19 protein-coding genes are annotated in these 20,459 nt (G+C 58.0%); 4 read left to right on the top strand and 15 right to left on the bottom strand.

What is annotated here, in order from left to right; genetic code table 11:
* The first annotated feature begins 249 nt into the window (after positions 1-249).
* Both mutS and fdxA read left to right on the top strand, forming a co-directional pair.
* Positions 250-2,814 carry a DNA mismatch repair protein MutS gene (mutS, locus tag NTD87_RS13205; RefSeq protein WP_262114680.1) on the top strand — a complete coding sequence of 855 codons (2,565 nt, stop codon included), beginning with the start codon at positions 250-252 and terminating at the stop codon, positions 2,812-2,814.
* A gap of 140 nt (positions 2,815-2,954) precedes the next feature.
* Positions 2,955-3,278, top strand: coding sequence for a ferredoxin FdxA (gene fdxA / locus NTD87_RS13200; RefSeq protein ID WP_123428456.1), 324 nt, complete (start codon positions 2,955-2,957; stop codon positions 3,276-3,278).
* Between the two features lie 514 nt (positions 3,279-3,792).
* Here the strand turns inward: fdxA and rpoS are convergent.
* The 8 genes from rpoS to NTD87_RS13160 all read right to left on the bottom strand — a co-directional run bounded on the left by rpoS (position 3,793) and on the right by NTD87_RS13160 (position 10,923).
* Positions 3,793-4,797, bottom strand: coding sequence for an RNA polymerase sigma factor RpoS (gene rpoS, locus NTD87_RS13195; RefSeq protein ID WP_262114385.1), 1,005 nt, complete (start codon positions 4,795-4,797; stop codon positions 3,793-3,795).
* Positions 4,798-4,902: 105 nt separating this feature from the next.
* A complete protein-coding gene (locus NTD87_RS13190; RefSeq protein WP_262114678.1) occupies positions 4,903-5,760 on the bottom strand; it encodes a peptidoglycan DD-metalloendopeptidase family protein in 858 nt (285 codons plus the stop codon).
* Positions 5,761-5,971: 211 nt separating this feature from the next.
* Positions 5,972-6,607: a protein-L-isoaspartate(D-aspartate) O-methyltransferase gene (locus tag NTD87_RS13185; protein ID WP_262114677.1), complete on the bottom strand. Its 636-nt coding sequence runs from the start codon at positions 6,605-6,607 to the stop codon at positions 5,972-5,974.
* A 41-nt stretch (positions 6,608-6,648) separates the two neighbouring features.
* Positions 6,649-7,398: a 5'/3'-nucleotidase SurE gene (gene surE / locus NTD87_RS13180; RefSeq protein WP_262114384.1), complete on the bottom strand. Its 750-nt coding sequence runs from the start codon at positions 7,396-7,398 to the stop codon at positions 6,649-6,651.
* Positions 7,386-8,444, bottom strand: a complete 1,059-nt coding sequence (truD, locus tag NTD87_RS13175) for a tRNA pseudouridine(13) synthase TruD (RefSeq protein ID WP_262114383.1) — start codon at positions 8,442-8,444, stop codon at positions 7,386-7,388. Before truD ends, surE begins: the two co-directional genes overlap by 13 nt.
* Positions 8,441-8,914 carry a 2-C-methyl-D-erythritol 2,4-cyclodiphosphate synthase gene (ispF, locus tag NTD87_RS13170; protein ID WP_262114382.1) on the bottom strand — a complete coding sequence of 158 codons (474 nt, stop codon included), beginning with the start codon at positions 8,912-8,914 and terminating at the stop codon, positions 8,441-8,443. Before ispF ends, truD begins: the two co-directional genes overlap by 4 nt.
* Before the next feature lie 42 nt (positions 8,915-8,956).
* Positions 8,957-9,802: an S-formylglutathione hydrolase gene (gene fghA, locus NTD87_RS13165; RefSeq protein ID WP_262114381.1), complete on the bottom strand. Its 846-nt coding sequence runs from the start codon at positions 9,800-9,802 to the stop codon at positions 8,957-8,959.
* A gap of 8 nt (positions 9,803-9,810) precedes the next feature.
* Positions 9,811-10,923 carry an S-(hydroxymethyl)glutathione dehydrogenase/class III alcohol dehydrogenase gene (locus tag NTD87_RS13160; protein WP_262114380.1) on the bottom strand — a complete coding sequence of 371 codons (1,113 nt, stop codon included), beginning with the start codon at positions 10,921-10,923 and terminating at the stop codon, positions 9,811-9,813.
* A gap of 106 nt (positions 10,924-11,029) precedes the next feature.
* Between NTD87_RS13160 and NTD87_RS13155 the strand changes: the two genes are divergently transcribed.
* Positions 11,030-11,935 carry a LysR substrate-binding domain-containing protein gene (locus NTD87_RS13155; protein WP_262114379.1) on the top strand — a complete coding sequence of 302 codons (906 nt, stop codon included), beginning with the start codon at positions 11,030-11,032 and terminating at the stop codon, positions 11,933-11,935.
* Between the two features lie 157 nt (positions 11,936-12,092).
* Positions 12,093-12,500, top strand: a complete 408-nt coding sequence (locus NTD87_RS13150) for a hypothetical protein (protein ID WP_262114378.1) — start codon at positions 12,093-12,095, stop codon at positions 12,498-12,500.
* A gap of 76 nt (positions 12,501-12,576) precedes the next feature.
* On the opposite strand, the gene ispD is transcribed toward NTD87_RS13150, so the two are convergent.
* The 7 genes from ispD to NTD87_RS13115 all read right to left on the bottom strand — a co-directional run bounded on the left by ispD (position 12,577) and on the right by NTD87_RS13115 (position 20,328).
* On the bottom strand, positions 12,577-13,284 hold the full coding sequence (ispD, locus tag NTD87_RS13145) for a 2-C-methyl-D-erythritol 4-phosphate cytidylyltransferase (RefSeq protein WP_262114377.1): 708 nt from the start codon (positions 13,282-13,284) through the stop codon (positions 12,577-12,579).
* Complete coding sequence (gene ftsB / locus NTD87_RS13140) at positions 13,281-13,559, bottom strand: cell division protein FtsB (protein ID WP_262114376.1); 279 nt, start codon at positions 13,557-13,559, stop codon at positions 13,281-13,283. Before ftsB ends, ispD begins: the two co-directional genes overlap by 4 nt.
* 169 nt (positions 13,560-13,728) lie before the next feature.
* Positions 13,729-15,018, bottom strand: a complete 1,290-nt coding sequence (gene eno / locus NTD87_RS13135; RefSeq protein WP_123428478.1) for a phosphopyruvate hydratase — start codon at positions 15,016-15,018, stop codon at positions 13,729-13,731.
* A gap of 156 nt (positions 15,019-15,174) precedes the next feature.
* The gene (kdsA, locus tag NTD87_RS13130) at positions 15,175-16,020 is read right to left on the bottom strand and encodes a 3-deoxy-8-phosphooctulonate synthase (protein ID WP_262114375.1); all 846 of its coding nucleotides are present in this window, start codon (positions 16,018-16,020) and stop codon (positions 15,175-15,177) included.
* Between the two features lie 5 nt (positions 16,021-16,025).
* A complete protein-coding gene (locus NTD87_RS13125; protein WP_123428482.1) occupies positions 16,026-17,657 on the bottom strand; it encodes a CTP synthase in 1,632 nt (543 codons plus the stop codon).
* Positions 17,658-17,931: 274 nt separating this feature from the next.
* Positions 17,932-19,248 (bottom strand): tRNA lysidine(34) synthetase TilS, encoded by a 1,317-nt coding sequence (gene tilS / locus NTD87_RS13120; protein WP_262114374.1) that lies wholly within the window; start codon positions 19,246-19,248, stop codon positions 17,932-17,934.
* Positions 19,249-19,380: 132 nt separating this feature from the next.
* Positions 19,381-20,328, bottom strand: coding sequence for an acetyl-CoA carboxylase carboxyltransferase subunit alpha (locus tag NTD87_RS13115; protein WP_123428486.1), 948 nt, complete (start codon positions 20,326-20,328; stop codon positions 19,381-19,383).
* Positions 20,329-20,459: the final 131 nt, after the last annotated feature.

Below are 20,459 nucleotides of genomic sequence, written 5' to 3'. Positions count from 1 at the left end.
CTGGATTATTGAAGAGTCGAATGCCCCCGTCGCCGTCCCGATTGCGGTGAATACGACTACACCGAGAAGAGTCGAATCACCTTCCCTACCTAGCAACACTACCAATTTACAAGAATTGCCCCATCCGCCCTACTACCTGCGCCTGCGGGAAAGTCATATTGCACAGCCTCCGGCAACACCAAAAAAATCCCTGTACTATTAGACGTTTGACCATTGTCATATCGACAGACAGAGCAAAGCCCCTTGAATATGGACCTCTCCAGCCACACCCCGATGATGCAGCAGTACTGGCGTCTGAAGAACCAGCACCCTGACCAGTTGATGTTCTACCGCATGGGTGACTTCTACGAGATCTTCTATGAGGACGCGAAGAAGGCCGCCAAGTTGCTGGACATTACCCTCACCGCCCGTGGGCAGTCGGCCGGGCAGGCGATTCCGATGTGCGGGATTCCTTACCACGCTGCGGAAGGTTACCTGGCGAAACTGGTCAAGCTCGGTGAGTCGGTGGTGATCTGTGAGCAGGTCGGCGACCCGGCGACCAGCAAAGGCCCGGTGGATCGTCAGGTCGTAAGGATCATCACCCCTGGCACCGTCAGCGATGAAGCGCTGCTGGATGAGCGTCGCGACAACCTGATCGCCGCCGTGCTGGGTGATGAGCGTCTGTTCGGCCTGGCCGTGCTGGACATCACCAGCGGCAACTTCAGCGTGCTGGAAATCAAGGGCTGGGAAAACCTGCTGGCGGAGCTGGAGCGGGTCAATCCGGTCGAGCTGATGATTCCGGATGACTGGCCAAAAGACTTGCCCGCCGAGAAACGTCGTGGCGTTCGTCGTCGCGCACCGTGGGATTTCGAGCGTGATTCGGCGCTGAAAAGTCTTTGCCAACAATTTTCCACTCAGGATCTCAAAGGTTTCGGCTGCGAGAACCTGACCCTGGCCATCGGCGCCGCCGGCTGCCTGTTGAGCTACGCCAAGGAAACCCAGCGCACTGCCCTGCCGCATTTGCGCAGCCTGCGTCATGAGCGCCTGGACGATACCGTGGTGCTGGACGGCGCGAGTCGTCGCAACCTGGAACTGGACACCAACCTCGCCGGTGGCCGCGAAAATACCCTGCAATCGGTCGTCGACCGTTGCCAGACCGCCATGGGCAGCCGTTTGCTGACCCGTTGGCTGAACCGCCCGCTGCGCGACTTGCAGGTCTTGCAAGCGCGGCAAAGCTCGATCACTTGCCTGCTGGACGGTTACCGCTTCGAGAAACTGCAACCGCAGTTGAAGGAAATCGGTGACATCGAGCGGATTCTGGCGCGTATCGGCCTGCGTAACGCCCGCCCTCGTGACCTGGCTCGCCTGCGTGACGCACTCGGTGCCCTGCCCGAGCTGCAGGTGGCAATGACCGAGCTTGAAGCGCCGCATCTCAATCAACTGGCAACGACCACCAGCACCTACCCGGAACTGGCAGCGCTGCTGGAAAAAGCCATCATCGACAACCCGCCTGCGGTGATCCGTGACGGTGGCGTGTTGAAAACCGGTTACGACGCCGAGCTCGACGAGCTGCAATCGCTGAGCGAAAACGCCGGACAGTTCCTGATCGACCTCGAAGCCCGCGAGAAGGCCCGCACCGGCCTGGCTAACCTGAAAGTCGGCTACAACCGGATTCACGGTTACTTCATCGAGCTGCCAAGCAAGCAGGCGGAACAGGCGCCAGCCGATTACATCCGTCGCCAGACGCTCAAGGGTGCCGAGCGTTTCATCACGCCAGAACTCAAAGCCTTCGAAGACAAGGCGCTGTCGGCCAAGAGCCGTGCATTGGCCCGCGAGAAAATGCTTTACGAAGCTCTGCTCGAGGACCTGATCGGCCAACTGCCACCGCTGCAGGATACCGCCGCGGCACTGGCCGAGCTGGACGTCTTGAGCAACCTGGCCGAGCGCGCGCTGAACCTGGACCTGAACTGCCCACGGTTCGTCAGCGAACCGTGCATGCGTATCAGCCAGGGTCGTCACCCGGTGGTCGAACAAGTATTGACCACGCCGTTCGTGGCCAATGACCTGAGCCTGGACGACAGCACGCGGATGCTGGTGATTACCGGCCCGAACATGGGTGGTAAATCCACTTACATGCGGCAAACTGCACTGATTGTGCTGCTGGCGCATATCGGTAGCTTCGTGCCGGCAGCCAGTTGCGAATTGTCGCTGGTGGACCGGATTTTCACCCGGATCGGTTCCAGCGATGACCTGGCCGGTGGCCGTTCGACCTTCATGGTCGAGATGAGCGAAACCGCGAACATCCTGCACAACGCCACCGAGCGCAGCCTGGTGCTGATGGACGAAGTCGGCCGCGGCACCAGCACCTTCGACGGCCTGTCGCTGGCGTGGGCGGCGGCCGAGCGCCTGGCTCAACTGCGCGCCTACACGCTGTTTGCCACCCACTACTTCGAGCTGACGGTGCTGCCGGAAAGCCAGCCGCTGGTGGCCAACGTCCACCTCAACGCCACCGAGCATAACGAGCGCATTGTGTTCCTCCACCACGTACTGCCAGGCCCGGCCAGCCAGAGTTACGGGCTGGCGGTTGCGCAACTGGCCGGCGTGCCAACCGAGGTCATCGTGCGTGCTCGCGAGCACCTCGGTCGACTGGAAGCCACCGCGCTGCCTCACGAAACTGCGAAGCCAATCAAAGGCAAGCCGGCCGCGCCGCAACAGAGCGATATGTTCGCCAGCCTGCCGCATCCAGTGCTGGATGAACTGACCAAGCTCGACCTGGATGACATGACCCCGCGTAGGGCGCTTGAAATGCTCTATACATTAAAGACACGGATCTAACGCACTTGCCTGCAAGCTGTTAGAATCTCGCGCGGTTTGGGATGCTGCAGGCTTAGCCTGCTTGCAGACTATCGCTCCCAAACCTGGCGACCCCTCCGTGAAGGGGCGCAGCAAGCCGCCGCCTGAGGAGAGAATTAGAAATGACCTTCGTCGTCACCGACAACTGCATCAAGTGCAAGTACACCGACTGCGTAGAAGTGTGTCCGGTGGACTGCTTTTACGAAGGCCCGAACTTCCTGGTGATTCACCCGGATGAGTGCATCGACTGCGCCCTGTGCGAGCCAGAATGCCCTGCCGTGGCCATCTTCTCCGAAGACGAAGTCCCGGATGAGATGAAAGAATTCATTCAGTTGAACGTTGATCTGGCCGAGATCTGGCCCAACATCACTGAGAAGAAAGATCCGCTGCCAGATGCAGCGGAGTTTGATGGTGTTAAAGGCAAGATCAAAGACCTCGCTCGCTGATCATTGCTGCGCTCTCGAAAAGGCCCTTTGTGGGCCTTTTTGCATTTCAGAGATTGCGATCCTTTTCTGCAGACAAAAAAAGGGGCGGTATGACCCGCCCACATTTTTTCCCTATTCCCTGTGTTCCTTTTCATCGTCCTGATGAATCACGTCCCTGCGATGTTCCTTGACCATCATCCTTGATGGCTGTGTCTATCCGTCGACACAGGGCTGATACTAAAGAGTTCCCCGACAAGAGCAATCACCCGTCACGGGGAAATCCTGGTGTAACGACGTGTTTAATCGTAAAAAATATCCTTAAAAATCAACAATTTAAAAAATAACCCAAGCAAAAATAGACGACCACTACCCGGTGGAAAAACCGAACACTTACGAGAGAGTAAGCCATGGCTTACGCTAACCTGCGAAAGAGTCCAATTAGCACTTACAAAGGTTAGACACCGCATTAATCTGCGAACAACAAAAAGCCCCGAAACAGACGGGGCTTATTGTTGTTCGGGCGAACGCGTTCCTGTTACTGGAACAGCGACTCGCTCGACAGGCCATTCTTCTCAAGGATTTCACGCAGGCGTTTCAGACCTTCAACCTGAATCTGTCTGACCCGTTCACGGGTCAGGCCAATCTCCAGGCCTACGTCTTCCAGCGTACTGCTCTCGTGGCCGCGCAGACCGAAGCGGCGGATCACCACCTCGCGCTGTTTGTCCGTCAGCTCCGAGAGCCACTGATCGATGCTCTGCGACAGGTCATCGTCCTGAAGCAGCTCACAAGGATCGGTAGGGCGGTCATCGGTGAGGGTGTCCAGCAGGGTTTTATCCGAATCCGGACCCAGCGAGACGTCGACCGAAGAAACCCGCTCGTTCAGGCCCAGCATGCGCTTGACCTCTCCCACCGGTTTTTCCAGCAGGTTGGCGATTTCTTCGGGTGAGGGTTCATGATCGAGCTTTTGCGTCAGCTCTCGTGCTGCCCGAAGGTAGACGTTGAGCTCTTTGACCACATGAATCGGCAACCGGATGGTCCGGGTCTGATTCATGATCGCACGCTCGATAGTCTGGCGGATCCACCAGGTAGCGTAGGTCGAAAAGCGGAAGCCGCGCTCTGGATCGAACTTTTCCACTGCCCGGATCAGCCCGAGGTTGCCCTCTTCGATCAGGTCGAGCAGTGACAGCCCACGATTGACATAGCGCCGGGCGATTTTCACCACCAGTCGCAGGTTACTTTCAATCATGCGCTTGCGCCCAGCCGGATCGCCACTTTGCGACAGGCGCGCAAAATGAACTTCTTCTTCCGGTGACAACAAGGGGGAAAAGCCGATTTCATTGAGGTACAGCTGAGTTGCATCGAGCGCCCGGGTGTAGTCGATGTACTTGTGCTGCTTAAGTGTTGCGGAGTGCTTGGATTTGGCACGAACCGAAGGCGTAGCTAACCCTTCATTCGACATCTCATCCGATGCGACGCCGGCCTCCATCAGGAGAACCTCATCGTCGATGTCAAACTCCGGCACTTCTTTACTGAGAGCCATTGTTATAGTCCTTTGGTGAGTTCGACCTCAAGCTCAAGCGGCGCCTTTATCCTTGGCAACGCTGGAGCCTGTTCCCTCTACGTGACGGAACAGGCTGGTAACAGTTCAACGACGTGGCAGGAATTGCAGCGGATCTACAGGTTTACCTTGTCGGCGAATCTCAAAATGCAGTTTCACCCGGTCTGTACCCGTTGACCCCATTTCGGCAATTGTCTGTCCGACTTTGACCTGCTGTCCCTCCCGAACCAACAACCTGCGGTTATGACCGTAGGCACTGACGTAGGTATCGCTGTGTTTGATGATGACGAGCTCACCGTAGCCCCGCAAGCCACTCCCGGCGTAAACCACCGTCCCATCAGACGCAGCTAAAACAGGCTGTCCCAAATCCCCGGCGATATCAATTCCTTTATTCAAACTACCGTTTGAAGAGAATTTTCCAATCAGAATGCCACTAGATGGCCATCCCCAGCCTGTCGGCGCGGGCCCTGCAGGAGGCAGTGGCGCAGGGGCTGGTTTGTTTGCGACGGACGGTGCAGCCGTCTCCTTGGAGGGGCTCGCACCCGATGCCGGACGCCGGGTTACGGTGAATTTGCTCGAAGACGAAGCGGTTGTTCCGGACTCGGAAGCCACGGCGGTCGGTGTTGAACCGGTACGCCCGTCGAAGCGAATCGTCTGACCTGGATGGATGGTGTAAGGCGTAGGAATGTTGTTGCGCGCCGCCAGGGCCTTGTAGTCCCAGCCGTAGCGAAAGGCGATCGAGAACAGGGTATCGCCGCGACGGACTACGTATTGGCCAGTGGTTACTGCGGGCCGCTGGGCTGCTGCATTATTACGATCGACCACTCGCACATCGCTCGAACGCGTGCTGGAGCAACCGACCAACAAGGAACTCAAGACAAGGCCAGTCACCAGGCGCTGAAAGCTTGTTGTACCGATACGCTGCGCAATGACTGTGAGACTCACCCGCCGCTCCCTTTGTGGTGGTTGAAGATAAAAATCGCCGTGTTCAGGCATGAAATGTCGCAAGTATAACTGGCCGTTCGGGCTTTACCGTCGGCAAAGCGAAGTCGACACACGCACACGTTTGCTAACCGCTGTTCAACCGCGTTTAACTGATCGATGCCGCTGTAAGACCAAGGCAATCGAACAGAATTCAGCGTCTTTGAATAAATGCTTAAGCCAGTGGCCCATGGAGCAATGGCACGAAGCGTACCCCCCCCAAAACGCGCCTGGAAAAGCCCTGTTCTTCACGGATGATCAACATTAATTGCTGAACCTCCCCTGAACCAACCGGAATCACCAGGCGCCCACCCGGCGCCAACTGATCAAGCAGCGCCTGAGGTACATCAGTTGCCGCCGCGGTGACGATAATGCCGTTATACGGTGCCAGCGCCGGCCACCCTTCCCAGCCATCGCCCCAGCGAAACACCACGTTGCGCAGGTTCAACTCGACCAGGCGCTCCTTGGCCCGATCCTGCAGGACCTTGATGCGCTCGACGGAAAACACCCGCTCGACCAATTGCGACAACACCGCTGTCTGGTAACCGGACCCGGTGCCAATCTCCAGCACTTTATCCAGAGGGCCGGCCTCCAGCAGCAACTCGCTCATGCGAGCCACCATATAAGGCTGGGAAATGGTCTGGTTATGGCCAATCGGCAATGCCGTGTCTTCGTAGGCTCGGTGCGCCAAGGCTTCATCAACAAACAGATGGCGTGGTGTACGACGAATCACCTCCAGCACTTTGGCGTTGGACAGGCCTTCCTCATACAGACGCTGGATCAGCCGTTCGCGCGTGCGCTGGGAGGTCATCCCGATACCACGATGCAGAATATCGTCTTGTTCACGAGCCATCAGCGCAGCCCCTCCAGCCAGCCATCGAGACGTCCAAAGGCATCATTGAAGGTGCGATCGAGTTGCAGCGGGGTGATCGAGACATACCCCTGCATCACCGCGTGGAAATCCGTGCCCGGTCCGCCATCTTCCGCATCGCCGGCCGCGGCAATCCAGTAGCCGGACTTTCCGCGCGGGTCGACCACTTTCATCGGTGCCGCTGCACGGGCGCGGTGGCCGAGACGGGTCAGCTGGATGCCTCGAATGTGATCCAGAGGCAGATTAGGAATGTTCACGTTCAGCACCGTGCGCGGTGGCAAATCAAGCTCGGCATGAGCTTCTACCAGTTTGCGCGCAAAGTAGGCCGCCGTCGGCAAGTTTTCCACTTGCCGCGATACCAGCGAAAAGGCAAAGGATGGCAGCGCGAGGAAACGCCCTTCGAGCGCCGCCGCGACCGTGCCGGAATACAGCACGTCGTCACCCAGGTTGGCCCCCAGGTTGATCCCCGAAACCACCATATCCGGCTCATGTTCCAGCAAACCGTTGAGGCCCAGGTGCACGCAGTCGGTCGGTGTGCCATTGAGGCTGATAAAGCCATTGGCCAACGTTTGTGGGTGTAACGGACGGTCGAGCGTCAGCGAACTGCTGGCGCCGCTTTTGTCCTGGTCCGGGGCGATAACCACGCACTCGGTGTAATCCGCCAGCGCAGCATAAAGCGCGGCGAGACCGGGTGCTGTTACCCCATCGTCGTTAGAAATCAGAATACGCATGGGCTGTCCGTCTGCCCCACCGGCACCAGATCGACGAGTTCACGCACCAATACGGTGGCGAAGCATCCGGCCGGAAGGACGAATTCCAGTTGCAGAATGTCAGGTTCGGGATAATGCCACGTCAACCCGCCAATGGGCAGCCGCAGGATGCGACGTTCATGGCTCATTCCAGCGTTTATCAACCAATCGCGCAGATCCGCTTCGCGCGCCGCGATCTGTTGCTCCAGCTCATGAGTCGCACCGGTGGCGGGTGACTCGCCCTCGCCCCACTGTGGCCCGGTCGGGTGCAGGTCGAGAATCGCCAGACGCGGGTCACTGCACTCGGCAACACCGGCCGGGAAGAAGCTGCGGCTGTCGGTGAATGCCAGCAAGTCGCCCACCTGGGCGCGCTGCCAACTGCCATCGGCGACTCGCGCCGCCAGCACCTGATTAAACAAAAAGCTGCGCGCGGTAGAGAGCAAACGCGAACGTACGTTGCGTTGCTCTGGCAAGGCTTTGCGGGCCGCCCAGTCACGGGCATCCACCACGTTGCCGCCGTTATGGCCGAAACGCTGGGCGCCGAAATAATTGGGAACGCCTTGTTTGGCGATCAGTTGCAGACGCGCTTCGATGGCGTCCTTGTCGCCAGCGAACTGAGTCAGACGCAAGGTAAAGCCGTTGGCCGAATGCGCACCGCGCTGCAGCTTGCGTTTGTGCCGTGCAGTCTTGAGGATTTTCAGCGTGTCGTTTTCCGCCGCTGACAAGTCAGGATCGGCCTTGCCGGGCAATTGCACGCTGAACCACTGGCGAGTCAGTGCCTGGCGATCTTTCAGTCCGGCATAACTGACGGTGCGCAGTGGCACGCCTGCAGCCTTGGCAATCCGACGGGCCGCCTCTTCAGTGTTCAGACCGCGCTTTTCCACCCAGATCCACAGGTGTTCGCCTTCGCCGGTCAGCGGAATGTCGAGGACTTCATCGACCTGGAAATCTTCAGCGATGGCTTTCAGTACGGCGGTGCCAAGGGCATCGCCGTAGGCGCGCGGGCCGAGCAGTTGCAGTTCATTCATGCGCGCAGCAACAAGGCAACGGAGTGCACGGCAATGCCTTCTTCGCGACCGACAAAGCCAAGCTTTTCGGTGGTGGTAGCTTTCACGTTCACTTGATCCAACTCAACTTGAAGATCCGCGGCAATCAGTGCGCGCATCGATTCGATATGCGGGGCCATTTTCGGTGCCTGGGCAACGATGGTGTTATCGACATTGCCGACCTTCCAGCCCTTGGCGTGGATCAGTGCGACAACGTGACGCAACAGTACGCGACTGTCAGCGCCTTTGAATTGCGGGTCGGTGTCCGGAAAGTGTTTACCGATATCACCCAGCGCAGCTGCGCCGAGCAAGGCATCGCTCAACGCATGCAGCAAGACGTCGCCGTCGGAATGGGCAAGCAGCCCGAAGCTGTGTGCAATCGGCACACCGCCCAGAGTGATGAAGTCGCCTTCAGCGAAACGGTGCACATCATAGCCGTGGCCAATACGCATAAAAAAACGCCCCGATTTAGTCAGGGCGTGATTCTACCTGCTTTAGGCGCCTAGAGCGTGTGCGTGATGTCGCAAGTGATCATCAATGAAGCTGGCGATAAAGAAATAGCTGTGGTCGTAGCCAGGTTGCAGGCGCAAGGTCAGTGGATGGCCGGCAAGTTTCGCCGCTTGTTGCAGTGCTTCCGGCTTGAGCTGGGTGGCCAGGAAGTCATCCCGATCACCCTGATCCACCAGCAACGGCAGCTTTTCGCTGACGTCCGCGATCAGCACGCTGGCATCCCATTCGCGCCATTTCGAACGCTCTTCGCCCAAATAGCGCGAAAACGCTTTCTGACCCCACGGGCAATCCATTGGATTGTTGATGGGTGCGAAAGCCGAAACCGACTGATACCGCCCAGGGTTGCGCAAGGCACAGACCAGTGCGCCGTGACCACCCATGGAGTGGCCGCTGACCCCACGTTTGTCCGATGCCGGAAAATGCGCCTCGACCAGCGCGGGCAATTCCTGCACCACGTAGTCATGCATCCGATAGTGCTTGGCCCAAGGCTCCTGCGTGGCATTCAGATAGAACCCGGCCCCCAGACCGAAATCCCACGCGCCATCCGGGTCGCCCGGAACATCGGCGCCCCGGGGGCTGGTATCTGGCGCGACGATGATCAACCCCAGCTCGGCCGCCATGCGCATCGCACCGGCCTTGTGCATGAAGTTCTCGTCGGTGCAGGTCAATCCCGACAACCAGTACAACACCGGCAGCTTGCCGCCCTGCTCCGCTTGCGGCGGCAGGTACACGGCAAACACCATGTCGCAGCCCAGCACGTCGGAATGATGCTTGTAGCGTTTATGCCAGCCACCGAAGCTTTTCTGGCATGAGAGATTTTCCAGACTCATGGCCGACCTCAGAAATGGATGACAGAGCGAATGCTTTTGCCTTCATGCATCAGGTCGAATGCCTTGTTGATGTCCTCCAGACCCATGGTGTGGGTGATGAACGTATCCAACGGAATTTCGCCGGTCTGGGCCATTTCCACGTAGCTTGGCAACTCCGTGCGACCGCGCACGCCGCCGAATGCCGAACCGCGCCAGACACGGCCGGTGACCAGTTGGAACGGACGGGTGGAGATCTCTTGGCCTGCACCGGCAACACCGATGATTACCGATTCGCCCCAACCTTTGTGACAGCACTCCAGCGCCGCACGCATCAGCTGCACATTGCCGATGCACTCGAAGGAGAAGTCGACGCCGCCGTCGGTCATGTCGACGATCACGTCCTGGATTGGACGGTCGAAGTCTTTCGGGTTCACACAATCGGTGGCGCCCAACTGCTTGGCGATTTCGAACTTGGCCGGATTGATGTCGATGGCGATGATTCGCCCGGCGCGGGCTTTGACCGCGCCAATGACCGCTGACAGACCAATGCCGCCCAGCCCGAAGATGGCCACGGTGTCGCCCGGTTTGACCTTGGCAGTATTGATGACCGCACCGATACCGGTGGTGACGCCACAGCCCAGCAGGCAGACTTTTTCCAGTGGCGCCTCTTTAGGGATCTTCGCGACGGAGATTTCCGGCAACACGGTGTATTCGGAGAAGGTCGACGTGCCCATGTAATGGAAAATCGGCTGGCCTTTGTAGGAGAAGCGCGTGGTGCCGTCTGGCATCAGGCCTTTGCCCTGGGTAGCACGAATAGCCTGGCAGAGGTTGGTCTTGCCCGACTTGCAGAACTTGCACTGGCCGCATTCCGGGGTGTACAGCGGAATCACGTGATCGCCCACCGCTACCGAGGTCACACCTTCGCCGATGGCTTCGACAATCGCGCCACCTTCGTGGCCGAGGATCGACGGGAAGATGCCTTCAGGGTCAGAGCCCGACAAGGTGTAGGCGTCGGTATGGCAAACGCCGGACGCGACCACCCGCAACAGGACTTCACCCGCCTTGGGCATGGCGACGTCGACTTCAACGATCTCAAGGGGTTTCTTGGCCTCGAAGGCAACGGCAGCGCGCGACTTGATCATCCTGACTCTCCAGCGAATAAAAACGAGACCGGGAGTGTAAAACACCGTCAGACGATGAATAATCCAGCCGAAAGCAAAACATTATTGCTGTGCAGGGATAATCCTCATGTCCGAGAACCGCTGGGAAGGCATCGATGAGTTCGTGGCCGTCGCCGAATGCAGCCAATTCACGGCGGCCGCTGAACGCCTTGGGGTTTCGTCTTCGCATATCAGTCGACAAATCGTACGGCTCGAAGAGCGCCTGCAAACCCGCCTGCTTTACCGCAGTACCCGCCGGGTGACGCTGACCGAAGCCGGGCAAACCTTCCTGCAACACTGCCAACGCCTGCAGGATGGACGCGAAGAAGCCTTGCGTGCCGTCGGCGACCTGACCAGCGAACCCAAAGGCATGCTGCGCATGACCTGTGCGGTGGCGTATGGCGAGCGCTTCATCGTGCCGCTGGTGACCAGCTTCATGGGGCTTTATCCGCAATTGCGTGTCGATATCGAGCTAAGCAACCGCCCGCTTGATCTGGTGCACGAGGGCCTGGACCTGGCGATTCGGCTCGGCCGCCTGCAAGACTCGCGACTGGTGGCTACGCGCCTGGCACCGCGGCGCATGTACTTGTGTGCCTCGCCGTCCTACCTGGAACGTTATGGCCGACCGCACAGCTTGTCCGAATTGAGCCGGCACAACTGTTTGATCGGCAGTTCGGATATCTGGCAATTGGAGCAGGATGGGAGAGAGTTTTCCCAAAGGGTGCAAGGCAATTGGCGCTGTAACAGTGGGCAAGCGGTGCTGGATGCGGCGTTACAAGGTGTGGGTTTGTGTCAGTTGCCGGATTATTACGTGCTGGAACATTTGAACAGCGGCGCGTTGGTGCCTCTGCTGGAGGCGCATCAACCCCCGAATACGGCGGTGTGGGCGCTGTATCCGCAGCAGCGGCATTTGTCGCCGAAGGTGCGCAAGTTGGTGGACTATCTAAAAGAAGAACTCGCCAATATGGCGGAATATCAACAATCTATAACTTAAAAATCACCAGCACATAAAAAACAAAAATACAACTGTCAACTCTGACAGTTGCGAGTTGATAAATTTTCGTGCTTTCCTTACTACGCCTTCATCATTCCGATATTGGCAACTGTAAGTAATTTGCAATCAATCCAGAATACTTATTGAGGTGAGCATAATGAATGATATTTCGAAAGAGCATAAAGAAGTAGCCAAAGAGCTTTTGAAAAATCGTCAAGGCCAAGGCGAAGCAAAGCTGGGCTTTCAGACTGACGCTGTTGCCGCAAGATCTGCGAATAATGGCTTTTCGGTAGTGATGTCGGCTCCGAACGTTTTTATTTTGGTAAATAGCCTGGAGTCCAAAACGTACAACCTGGAGAACTCTCTTGAGGCAATATTGATAGGCGACTACGACTACACAAATCCTGAACCAGAATCCGAAACACATTACAATAAAGGAACACTAAAAACACATGTTATAAAACAAGAACACCACTACGACATCACTATTGATATTGACGGCAAATATCAAGGCCTTTACCACTCCGAACTGAAAGGAACTGTTAAAGTAAAACTCCCCAAGTGATAAATTAAATCAAACATGCAGCACGTAACTTGATTACATTCTTTCTGGCGAAAAATGGGCTATCGGCCATCTGCAATCAACAGCGATTAGCCCATCGTTGCCGCAACCAATCGAGATCTTCAGGCCGAGTCACTTTGATATTGTCCGAACGCCCCTCAATCAAGCGTGGTGCCTGCCCGGACCATTCCATGGCAGAAGCCTCATCGGTGATTACCACATCCGCCACCAGGCTGTCCGCCAATGCCCGATGCAAGGCACCAAGGCGAAACATCTGTGGCGTGTACGCCTGCCAGATCAAACTGCGGTCAACGGTTTCAAGTACCCGACCATGCTTGTCCACACGCTTGAGCGTGTCACGCGCAGGCACTGCGAGTAACCCGCCGACAGGATCGTCAGCCAATTCCGACAGCAACTTGTCGAGATCACCACGGCTCAGATTCGGTCGTGCTGCATCGTGAACCAGTACCCAGTCTTCATCGGCAGCGCCTTGAGCGTGCAAATGCAACAACGCGTTCAGCACCGAACCCGAGCGCTCTTCGCCACCGTCCACCCGCTGAATACGCGGATCGGCAGCACAGGCCAGAATCGGCCAATAAGGGTCATCAATCGCAAGACTAACCACCAGGCCTTTCAAGGCAGGATGATCGAGGAAACAGCCAAGGCTGTGTTCGAGAATAGTGCGCCCGCCCAGTTGCAGATACTGCTTGGGACGGTCCGCGGCCATACGGGCACCGACGCCCGCGGCAGGAATCACGGCCCAGAAGGCCGGTAACGTGTGCATCATTGAGCCAACTGGTAAAGGGTTTCACCGTCCTTGACCATGCCCAGCTCATGGCGAGCCCGCTCTTCAACGGTCTCCATGCCTTTTTTCAATTCACTGACTTCGGCGTCCATGACCCGATTGCGCTCCAGCAACGCCTCGTTCTCAGCGTGCTGATCGGCGATCTGCTGAGTCAGCTCGGCCACTTGCGCCAGACTGCCATTACCTACCCACAGGCGGTATTGCAGGCCAGCCAGCAGCAAGAGCAAGACAAGAAACAACCAATAGGGACTGCGCATCGAATATCAGGTATCCAGTGAAAAAAGACAGCCGTGCCAACTTTGAAGCGTCTGATCGCACGAAGCCTGGAAGAACCAGGCTCGTACTTATAAGGCATCAGATTAGTGGCAAAAATCCCGCTGCTGCGATTTTTTCGACACAATCCGGTGTCTTTTTACCATTTACCAATCAGCCGCGGAACTCGCTGCGACCGTTGTACTTGGCTTTGCCGCCCAATTGCTCTTCGATGCGCAGCAGTTGGTTGTACTTGGAAACGCGATCGGAACGGCACAGCGAACCGGTTTTGATCTGGCCAGCCGAGGTGCCCACGGCCAGGTCGGCAATGGTCGAATCTTCGGTTTCGCCGGAGCGGTGCGAGATCACGGCAGTGTAACCGGCGGCCTTGGCCATCTGGATGGCTTCCAGGGTTTCGGTCAGGGTGCCGATCTGGTTGAACTTGATCAGGATCGAGTTGGCGATTTTCTTGTCGATGCCTTCTTTCAGGATCTTGGTGTTGGTCACGAACAGGTCGTCGCCCACCAACTGGGTTTTTTCGCCGATCTTGTCGGTGAGGATTTTCCAGCCAGCCCAGTCGGACTCGTCCAGGCCATCTTCAATGGAGATGATCGGGTAACGCTCGGTCAGACCTTTGAGGTAGTCGGCAAAACCTTCGGCGGTGAACACCTGGCCTTCACCGGACAGGTTGTACTTGCCATCTTCGTAGAATTCGCTGGCCGCGCAGTCCAGAGCCAGGGTCACGTCGGTGCCCAGCTTGTAGCCAGCATTGGCCACGGCTTCGGAGATCACTTTCAGTGCATCTTCGTTGGACGCCAGGTTCGGTGCGAAACCACCTTCGTCACCCACGGCAGTGCTCAGGCCACGAGCCTTCAGCACCGCTTTGAGGTGATGGAAAATCTCGGTGCCCATGCGCAGACCTTCCGAGAAAGTCTTGGCGCCAACCGGCTGAACCATGAACTCCTGGATGTCGACGTTGTTATCGGCGTGCTCGCCACCGTTGATGATGTTCATCATCGGAACCGGCATCGAGTAAACACCCGGGGTACCGTTCAGGTTGGCGATGTGTGCGTACAGCGGCAGGTCCTGGTCGTGGGCGGCAGCTTTGGCAGCAGCCAGCGACACGGCGAGGATTGCGTTGGCGCCCAGGCTGCCCTTGTTCTCGGTACCGTCCAGCTCGATCATGATGCGGTCGAGGGCTTTCTGGTCAACCGGATCTTTACCCAGCAGCGCGGTGCGGATCGGACCGTTGATGTTGGCCACGGCCTTCAATACACCTTTGCCCAGGTAACGGCTCTTGTCGCCATCACGCAGCTCGAGCGCTTCGCGCGAACCGGTGGAAGCACCGGACGGCGCGCAGGCGCTGCCGATGATGCCGTTATCGAGAAGCACGTCCGCTTCGACGGTGGGATTGCCACGGGAGTCGAGAACTTCACGACCTTTGATGTCGACGATTTTTGCCATTGTTGTAAACACTCCAAAGTTGACGAAAACGACGCAGCTGTAGGAAATCTTTTACCGTCGGCAAGTGATAAGCAGCGGGCAGACTTGCGGACGATAAGGCTCAGGCCCGAGGGCCTGAGCGTTAAATCGTGCGGTACTTTACCGGAGAATTGAAGATTACGCGGTTTCTACCGTCGGAAAACTCTTCACCAGTTCGTCCAGAGCCTTGAGCTGAGCCAGGAATGGTTCCAGCTTGTCCAGACGCAAGGCACAAGGGCCGTCGCATTTGGCGTTATCCGGATCCGGATGAGCCTCCAGGAACAGGCCAGCCAGCGACTGGCTCATGCCAGCCTTGGCCAGGTCAGTGACCTGGGCGCGGCGGCCGCCGGCAGAATCGGAGCGACCACCCGGCATTTGCAGCGCGTGGGTCACGTCGAAGAACACCGGGTACTCGAACTGCTTCATGATGCCGAAGCCGAGCATGTCCACCACCAGGTTGTTGTAGCCGAAGCTCGAACCACGCTCGCAGAGAATCAACTGATCGTTACCGGCCTCTTCGCATTTGCTCAGGATGTGTTTCATTTCCTGAGGCGCGAGGAACTGGGCTTTCTTGATGTTGATCACCGCGCCGGTCCTGGCCATCGCGACGACCAGATCGGTCTGGCGCGACAGGAAGGCCGGCAACTGGATGATGTCGCAGACTTCAGCAACCACCGCAGCCTGCTCAGGCTCATGGACATCGGTGATGATCGGCACGCCAAAGGCTTGCTTGATGTCCTGGAAAATCCGCATGCCTTCCTCGAGGCCGGGGCCTCGATAGGAAGTTACCGACGAGCGGTTGGCCTTGTCGAAGCTGGCCTTGAACACATAAGGGATACCGAGTTTCTCGGTGACCTTTACGTACTCTTCACAGACCTGCATCGCCATGTCACGGTTTTCCAGCACGTTCATGCCACCGAACAGCACCATCGGTTTGTCGTTGGCGATTTCGATGTTGCCTACACGGATGATCTTTTGAGCCATCAGGTTCAAGCCTTCTTCTGGTGTTGAGCCAAAGCTGCTTTGACGAAGCCGCTGAACAACGGGTGACCGTCGCGCGGAGTCGAGGTGAACTCCGGGTGGAACTGGCAAGCGACAAACCATGGGTGGTTCGGCGCTTCAACCACTTCAACCAGCGCGCCATCACCGGAACGACCGGAGATTTTCAGACCGGCTTCGATCAGTTGTGGCAGCAGCTTGTTGTTCACTTCGTAGCGGTGACGATGACGCTCGACGATCACGTCCTTGGCATAGCAATCGTGGACCAGGGAGCCGGCTTCAAGCAGGCAGTCCTGAGCACCCAGACGCATGGTGCCGCCCAGATCGGACGATTCGGTACGGGTTTCAACGGCGCCGGTGGCATCTTCCCACTCGGTGATCAGCCCCACGACCGGGTGGCCGCTGGCGCGATCGAACTCGGTGGAGTTGGCGTCTTTCCAGCCCAGCACGTTACGAGCGAACTCGATCACGGCCACTTGCATGCCCAGGCAGATACCCAGGTACGGAACCTTGTTTTCGCGAGCGTATTGAACGGCAGTGATCTTGCCTTCCACGCCACGCAGACCGAAGCCGCCTGGAACCAGAATCGCATCGACGCCTTCAAGCAGCGCGGTGCCCTGGTTCTCGATGTCTTCGGAATCGATGTAGCGCAGATTGACCTTGGTGCGGTTGCTGATGCCGGCGTGACTCATCGCTTCGATCAGCGACTTGTAGGCGTCCAGCAGTTCCATGTACTTGCCGACCATGGCGATGGTGACTTCGTGCTCCGGGTTGAGCTTGGCATCGACCACGGCTTCCCACTCGGACAGATCGGCACCGCCACATTGCAGGCCGAAACGCTCGACGACAAAATCATCCAGGCCCTGGGAGTGCAGAATGCCCGGGATCTTGTAGATGGTGTCGGCGTCTTCCAACGCAATGACCGCACGCTCTTCAACGTTGGTGAACTGCGCGATCTTGCGACGCGAAGAGATATCGATCGGGTGATCGGAACGGCATACCAGCACGTCTGGCTGCAGGCCGATGGAACGCAGTTCCTTGACCGAGTGCTGGGTAGGCTTGGTTTTGGTTTCGCCTGCAGTGGCGATGTATGGCACCAGTGTCAGGTGCATCAGCATCGCGCGCTTGGCGCCGACTTCGAAACGCAATTGGCGGATGGCTTCGAGGAACGGTTGGGATTCGATGTCACCCACGGTGCCACCGATCTCGACCATCGCCACGTCGGCATCGCCTGCGCCCTTGATGATGCGGCGCTTGATTTCGTCGGTGATGTGCGGAATCACCTGGATGGTTGCACCCAGGTAGTCACCACGGCGCTCTTTGCGCAGGACGTGCTCGTAGACACGGCCAGTGGTGAAGTTGTTGTTCTGGGTCATGGTCGTGCGGATGAACCGCTCGTAGTGGCCCAGGTCCAGGTCGGTCTCGGCGCCGTCGTGAGTGACGAACACTTCACCATGCTGGAACGGGCTCATGGTGCCCGGGTCAACGTTGATGTACGGGTCCAGCTTGAGCATGGTGACCTTAAGTCCCCGCGCCTCCAGGATGGCCGCCAATGAAGCCGATGCAATGCCTTTCCCCAATGAAGAAACAACACCGCCCGTGACGAATATGTAGCGCGTCATGAAAAACCCTAGAAGTCTGCGTTAAAGCGGTCCGAGCCGCCGGGGAAAGCGAAGGAAGGCCGAAGCCCCCGATCACCTGCATTAATTACAGTGCATCTTTCAAAAAAACCGCCGCGTTGGGACAGACCGGAAGAAGAATCACCGGTACGTTGCTCGCTACACATTTTTTGGAATCGCCCAGCAAAGACTGCTTGGTAATCGGCAACTCCTGCAATTCAGATGAATCCACAGAAGTTGTATCAAGAAGGGAGCGTAGTCTACCGGAAAGCCCCTTTCAGCTCAAACCTTGATCGTTGATCACTGGCTGCCACTGCAAATGACCGCTGCCGTCGAGCCCACGCAGGTTTGCTACCGCGAGCAATTGCTCATTGCAGTAGAGCAGCGGCAATCTGCCACGGGCGAAGAGCGGCACGCCGCTTTCATTGAGCAAACGTTTGAGGTCCCGATGCCCGCGCCCGGGCAACTGCATGACCTCACCGCCCTGCCGGTAGCGCACGCTCAACACACCTTCAGGAATGACTCCACTGAAGGCGAGCTGGCCGTTATCGGGCAGCAACAACACTGTCGACGGATCAGTCCAAAGCGGTGCTGGCCCGGGAACGTTCAGCCAATGGCCGGACAGCCACCAGATTCGCCCGCTGGCACGATGCAATTGACCATCAGCCAGACGCCAGATCGGCCGTGCATCCAGCGTCGCATCGCGCAAGTCCTCCCAACCCGACCAATGGTCACTGTCCGGCAAGCGCGTCAACGGCGTCAGCCAATGACTGAGCGCGTTGCGTTGGCGAGCGGCGGAGAGCTTTTCAAGCGCAGCCATTTCCAGCGACGGCACGCCCAGCCAGTCGAATTCGCTGACGGTTGCGGCATGAGCCAGATCCATCTCGGCCAGGTCATCGAGCAAACCCTGTGCCTCACTCAAATGCGCGGCGCTGCGGGCCATCGTCGCCAGGGCCTGCGGCCAGCGCTGAGTGAGCACCGGAAAAATCTGATGGCGCAGGTAATTGCGAGAGAACTGCTGGTCATCGTTCGAAGGGTCTTCAATCCAGCTCAATTGATGCTCAGCAGCATAAGCTTCGAGTTCGGCCCTTGAGACGTCCAGCAACGGCCGCACCAAATGCCCACGACCCAGCGGACGCTGCGGCGGGATCGCCGACAATCCTCTCACCCCTGCCCCACGCAATAGACGAAACAAAAGGGTTTCGGCCTGATCATCGCGGTGCTGGGCCGTCAGTAGCAGCTCGTTGCTTTGAGTGGCCTCGACAAAGGCGCGATACCGCGCATCACGGGCCGCGCGCTCCAGACTCGCACCGGGCAAGACTCGAACATGAACCACCTCCAACGGCACCCCCAGCGCATCACACACCGACTGACAATGCCCCGGCCACGCATCAGCCGCAGACTGAAGGCCGTGATGGATGTGAATCGCCTTGAGTCTGGGCAGGGAGTGGCTTTTGGCGAGTTGCGCAAGAAGGTACAGCAGAACGGTGGAGTCGAGACCACCGGAGAAGGCGATGCGCCAGGTGGTGGCGCTGCACCAAGCATCCAGCTTCAAGAGAAGCTTGGCGGGCAGATCAATCGCAGGCGGATTCATATCGATCACTTCGCAGAAATCAAATGTGGGAGCGAGCCTGCTCGCGATGAGGGCTTAACATTCAACGAATCCGTTGATGTTATACCGCTATCGCGAGCCTGCTCGCTCCCACATGGGTATCACGCGGTCAGATCAGAGACCGTAGCTCATCAGACGCTCGTAACGGCGTGCCAGCAGCGCGTCGTTGTCGAACTTCTTCAGCATCGCCAGTTGCGAGCTCAGCTCGGCACGGATCGAAGCCGCAGCAGCCGCTGGATCACGGTGCGCGCCGCCCAATGGTTCGCCGATCACTTTATCAACGATACCCAGGCCCTTCAGGCGCTCGGCGGTGATGCCCATGGCTTCAGCGGCGTCCGGTGCTTTCTCGGCGGTTTTCCACAGGATCGAGGCGCAACCTTCCGGCGAGATCACCGCATAGGTCGAGTACTGCAGCATGTTCAGCTGATCGCAAACGCCGATCGCCAGCGCACCACCAGAACCACCTTCACCGATCACGGTGGCGATGATTGGGGTTTTCAGGCGCGCCATGACACGCAGGTTCCAGGCGATGGCTTCGCTCTGGTTACGCTCTTCGGCGTCGATACCAGGGTAAGCCCCCGGCGTGTCGATGAAGGTCAGGATCGGCATTTTGAAACGCTCGGCCATTTCCATCAGGCGGCAGGCTTTGCGGTAGCCCTCTGGGCGCGGCATACCGAAATTGCGGCGAACCTTCTCGCGCACTTCACGGCCTTTCTGGTGACCGATGATCATCACCGGCTGGTCGTCCAGACGGGCAACACCGCCGACAATCGCGGCGTCGTCGGAGAAGTGGCGGTCACCGTGCAACTCATCGAACTCGGTGAAGATGTGTTCGATGTAATCCAGGGTGTAAGGGCGACGCGGATGACGCGCCAGACGCGCGATCTGCCAGCTGGTCAACTTGCCGAAGATGTCTTCGGTGAGCGTGCTGCTCTTGTCTTGCAGGCGGGAGATTTCATCGCCGATATTCAGCGAATTGTCATTACCGACCAAGCGCAACTCTTCGATCTTGGCTTGCAGGTCGGCGATCGGCTGTTCGAAATCAAGAAAATTCGGGTTCATAGGCGTCCGTCTTGGGTCGACGTCCAAGAGAGCTTGGGCCGGCCGGTTGTCTATTCGCGCCCTACCTTAAGGGACAGGCGCGTTCAGGTCGAGATTAAAAATTTGGGTCAAGGTCAGGGCGCGCTCAATAA

It is taken from the genome of Pseudomonas sp. 6D_7.1_Bac1, assembly GCF_025465945.1.
Taxonomy (GTDB): Bacteria; Pseudomonadota; Gammaproteobacteria; order Pseudomonadales; family Pseudomonadaceae; genus Aquipseudomonas.
This window is presented reverse-complemented; position numbering and strand designations above follow the sequence as displayed.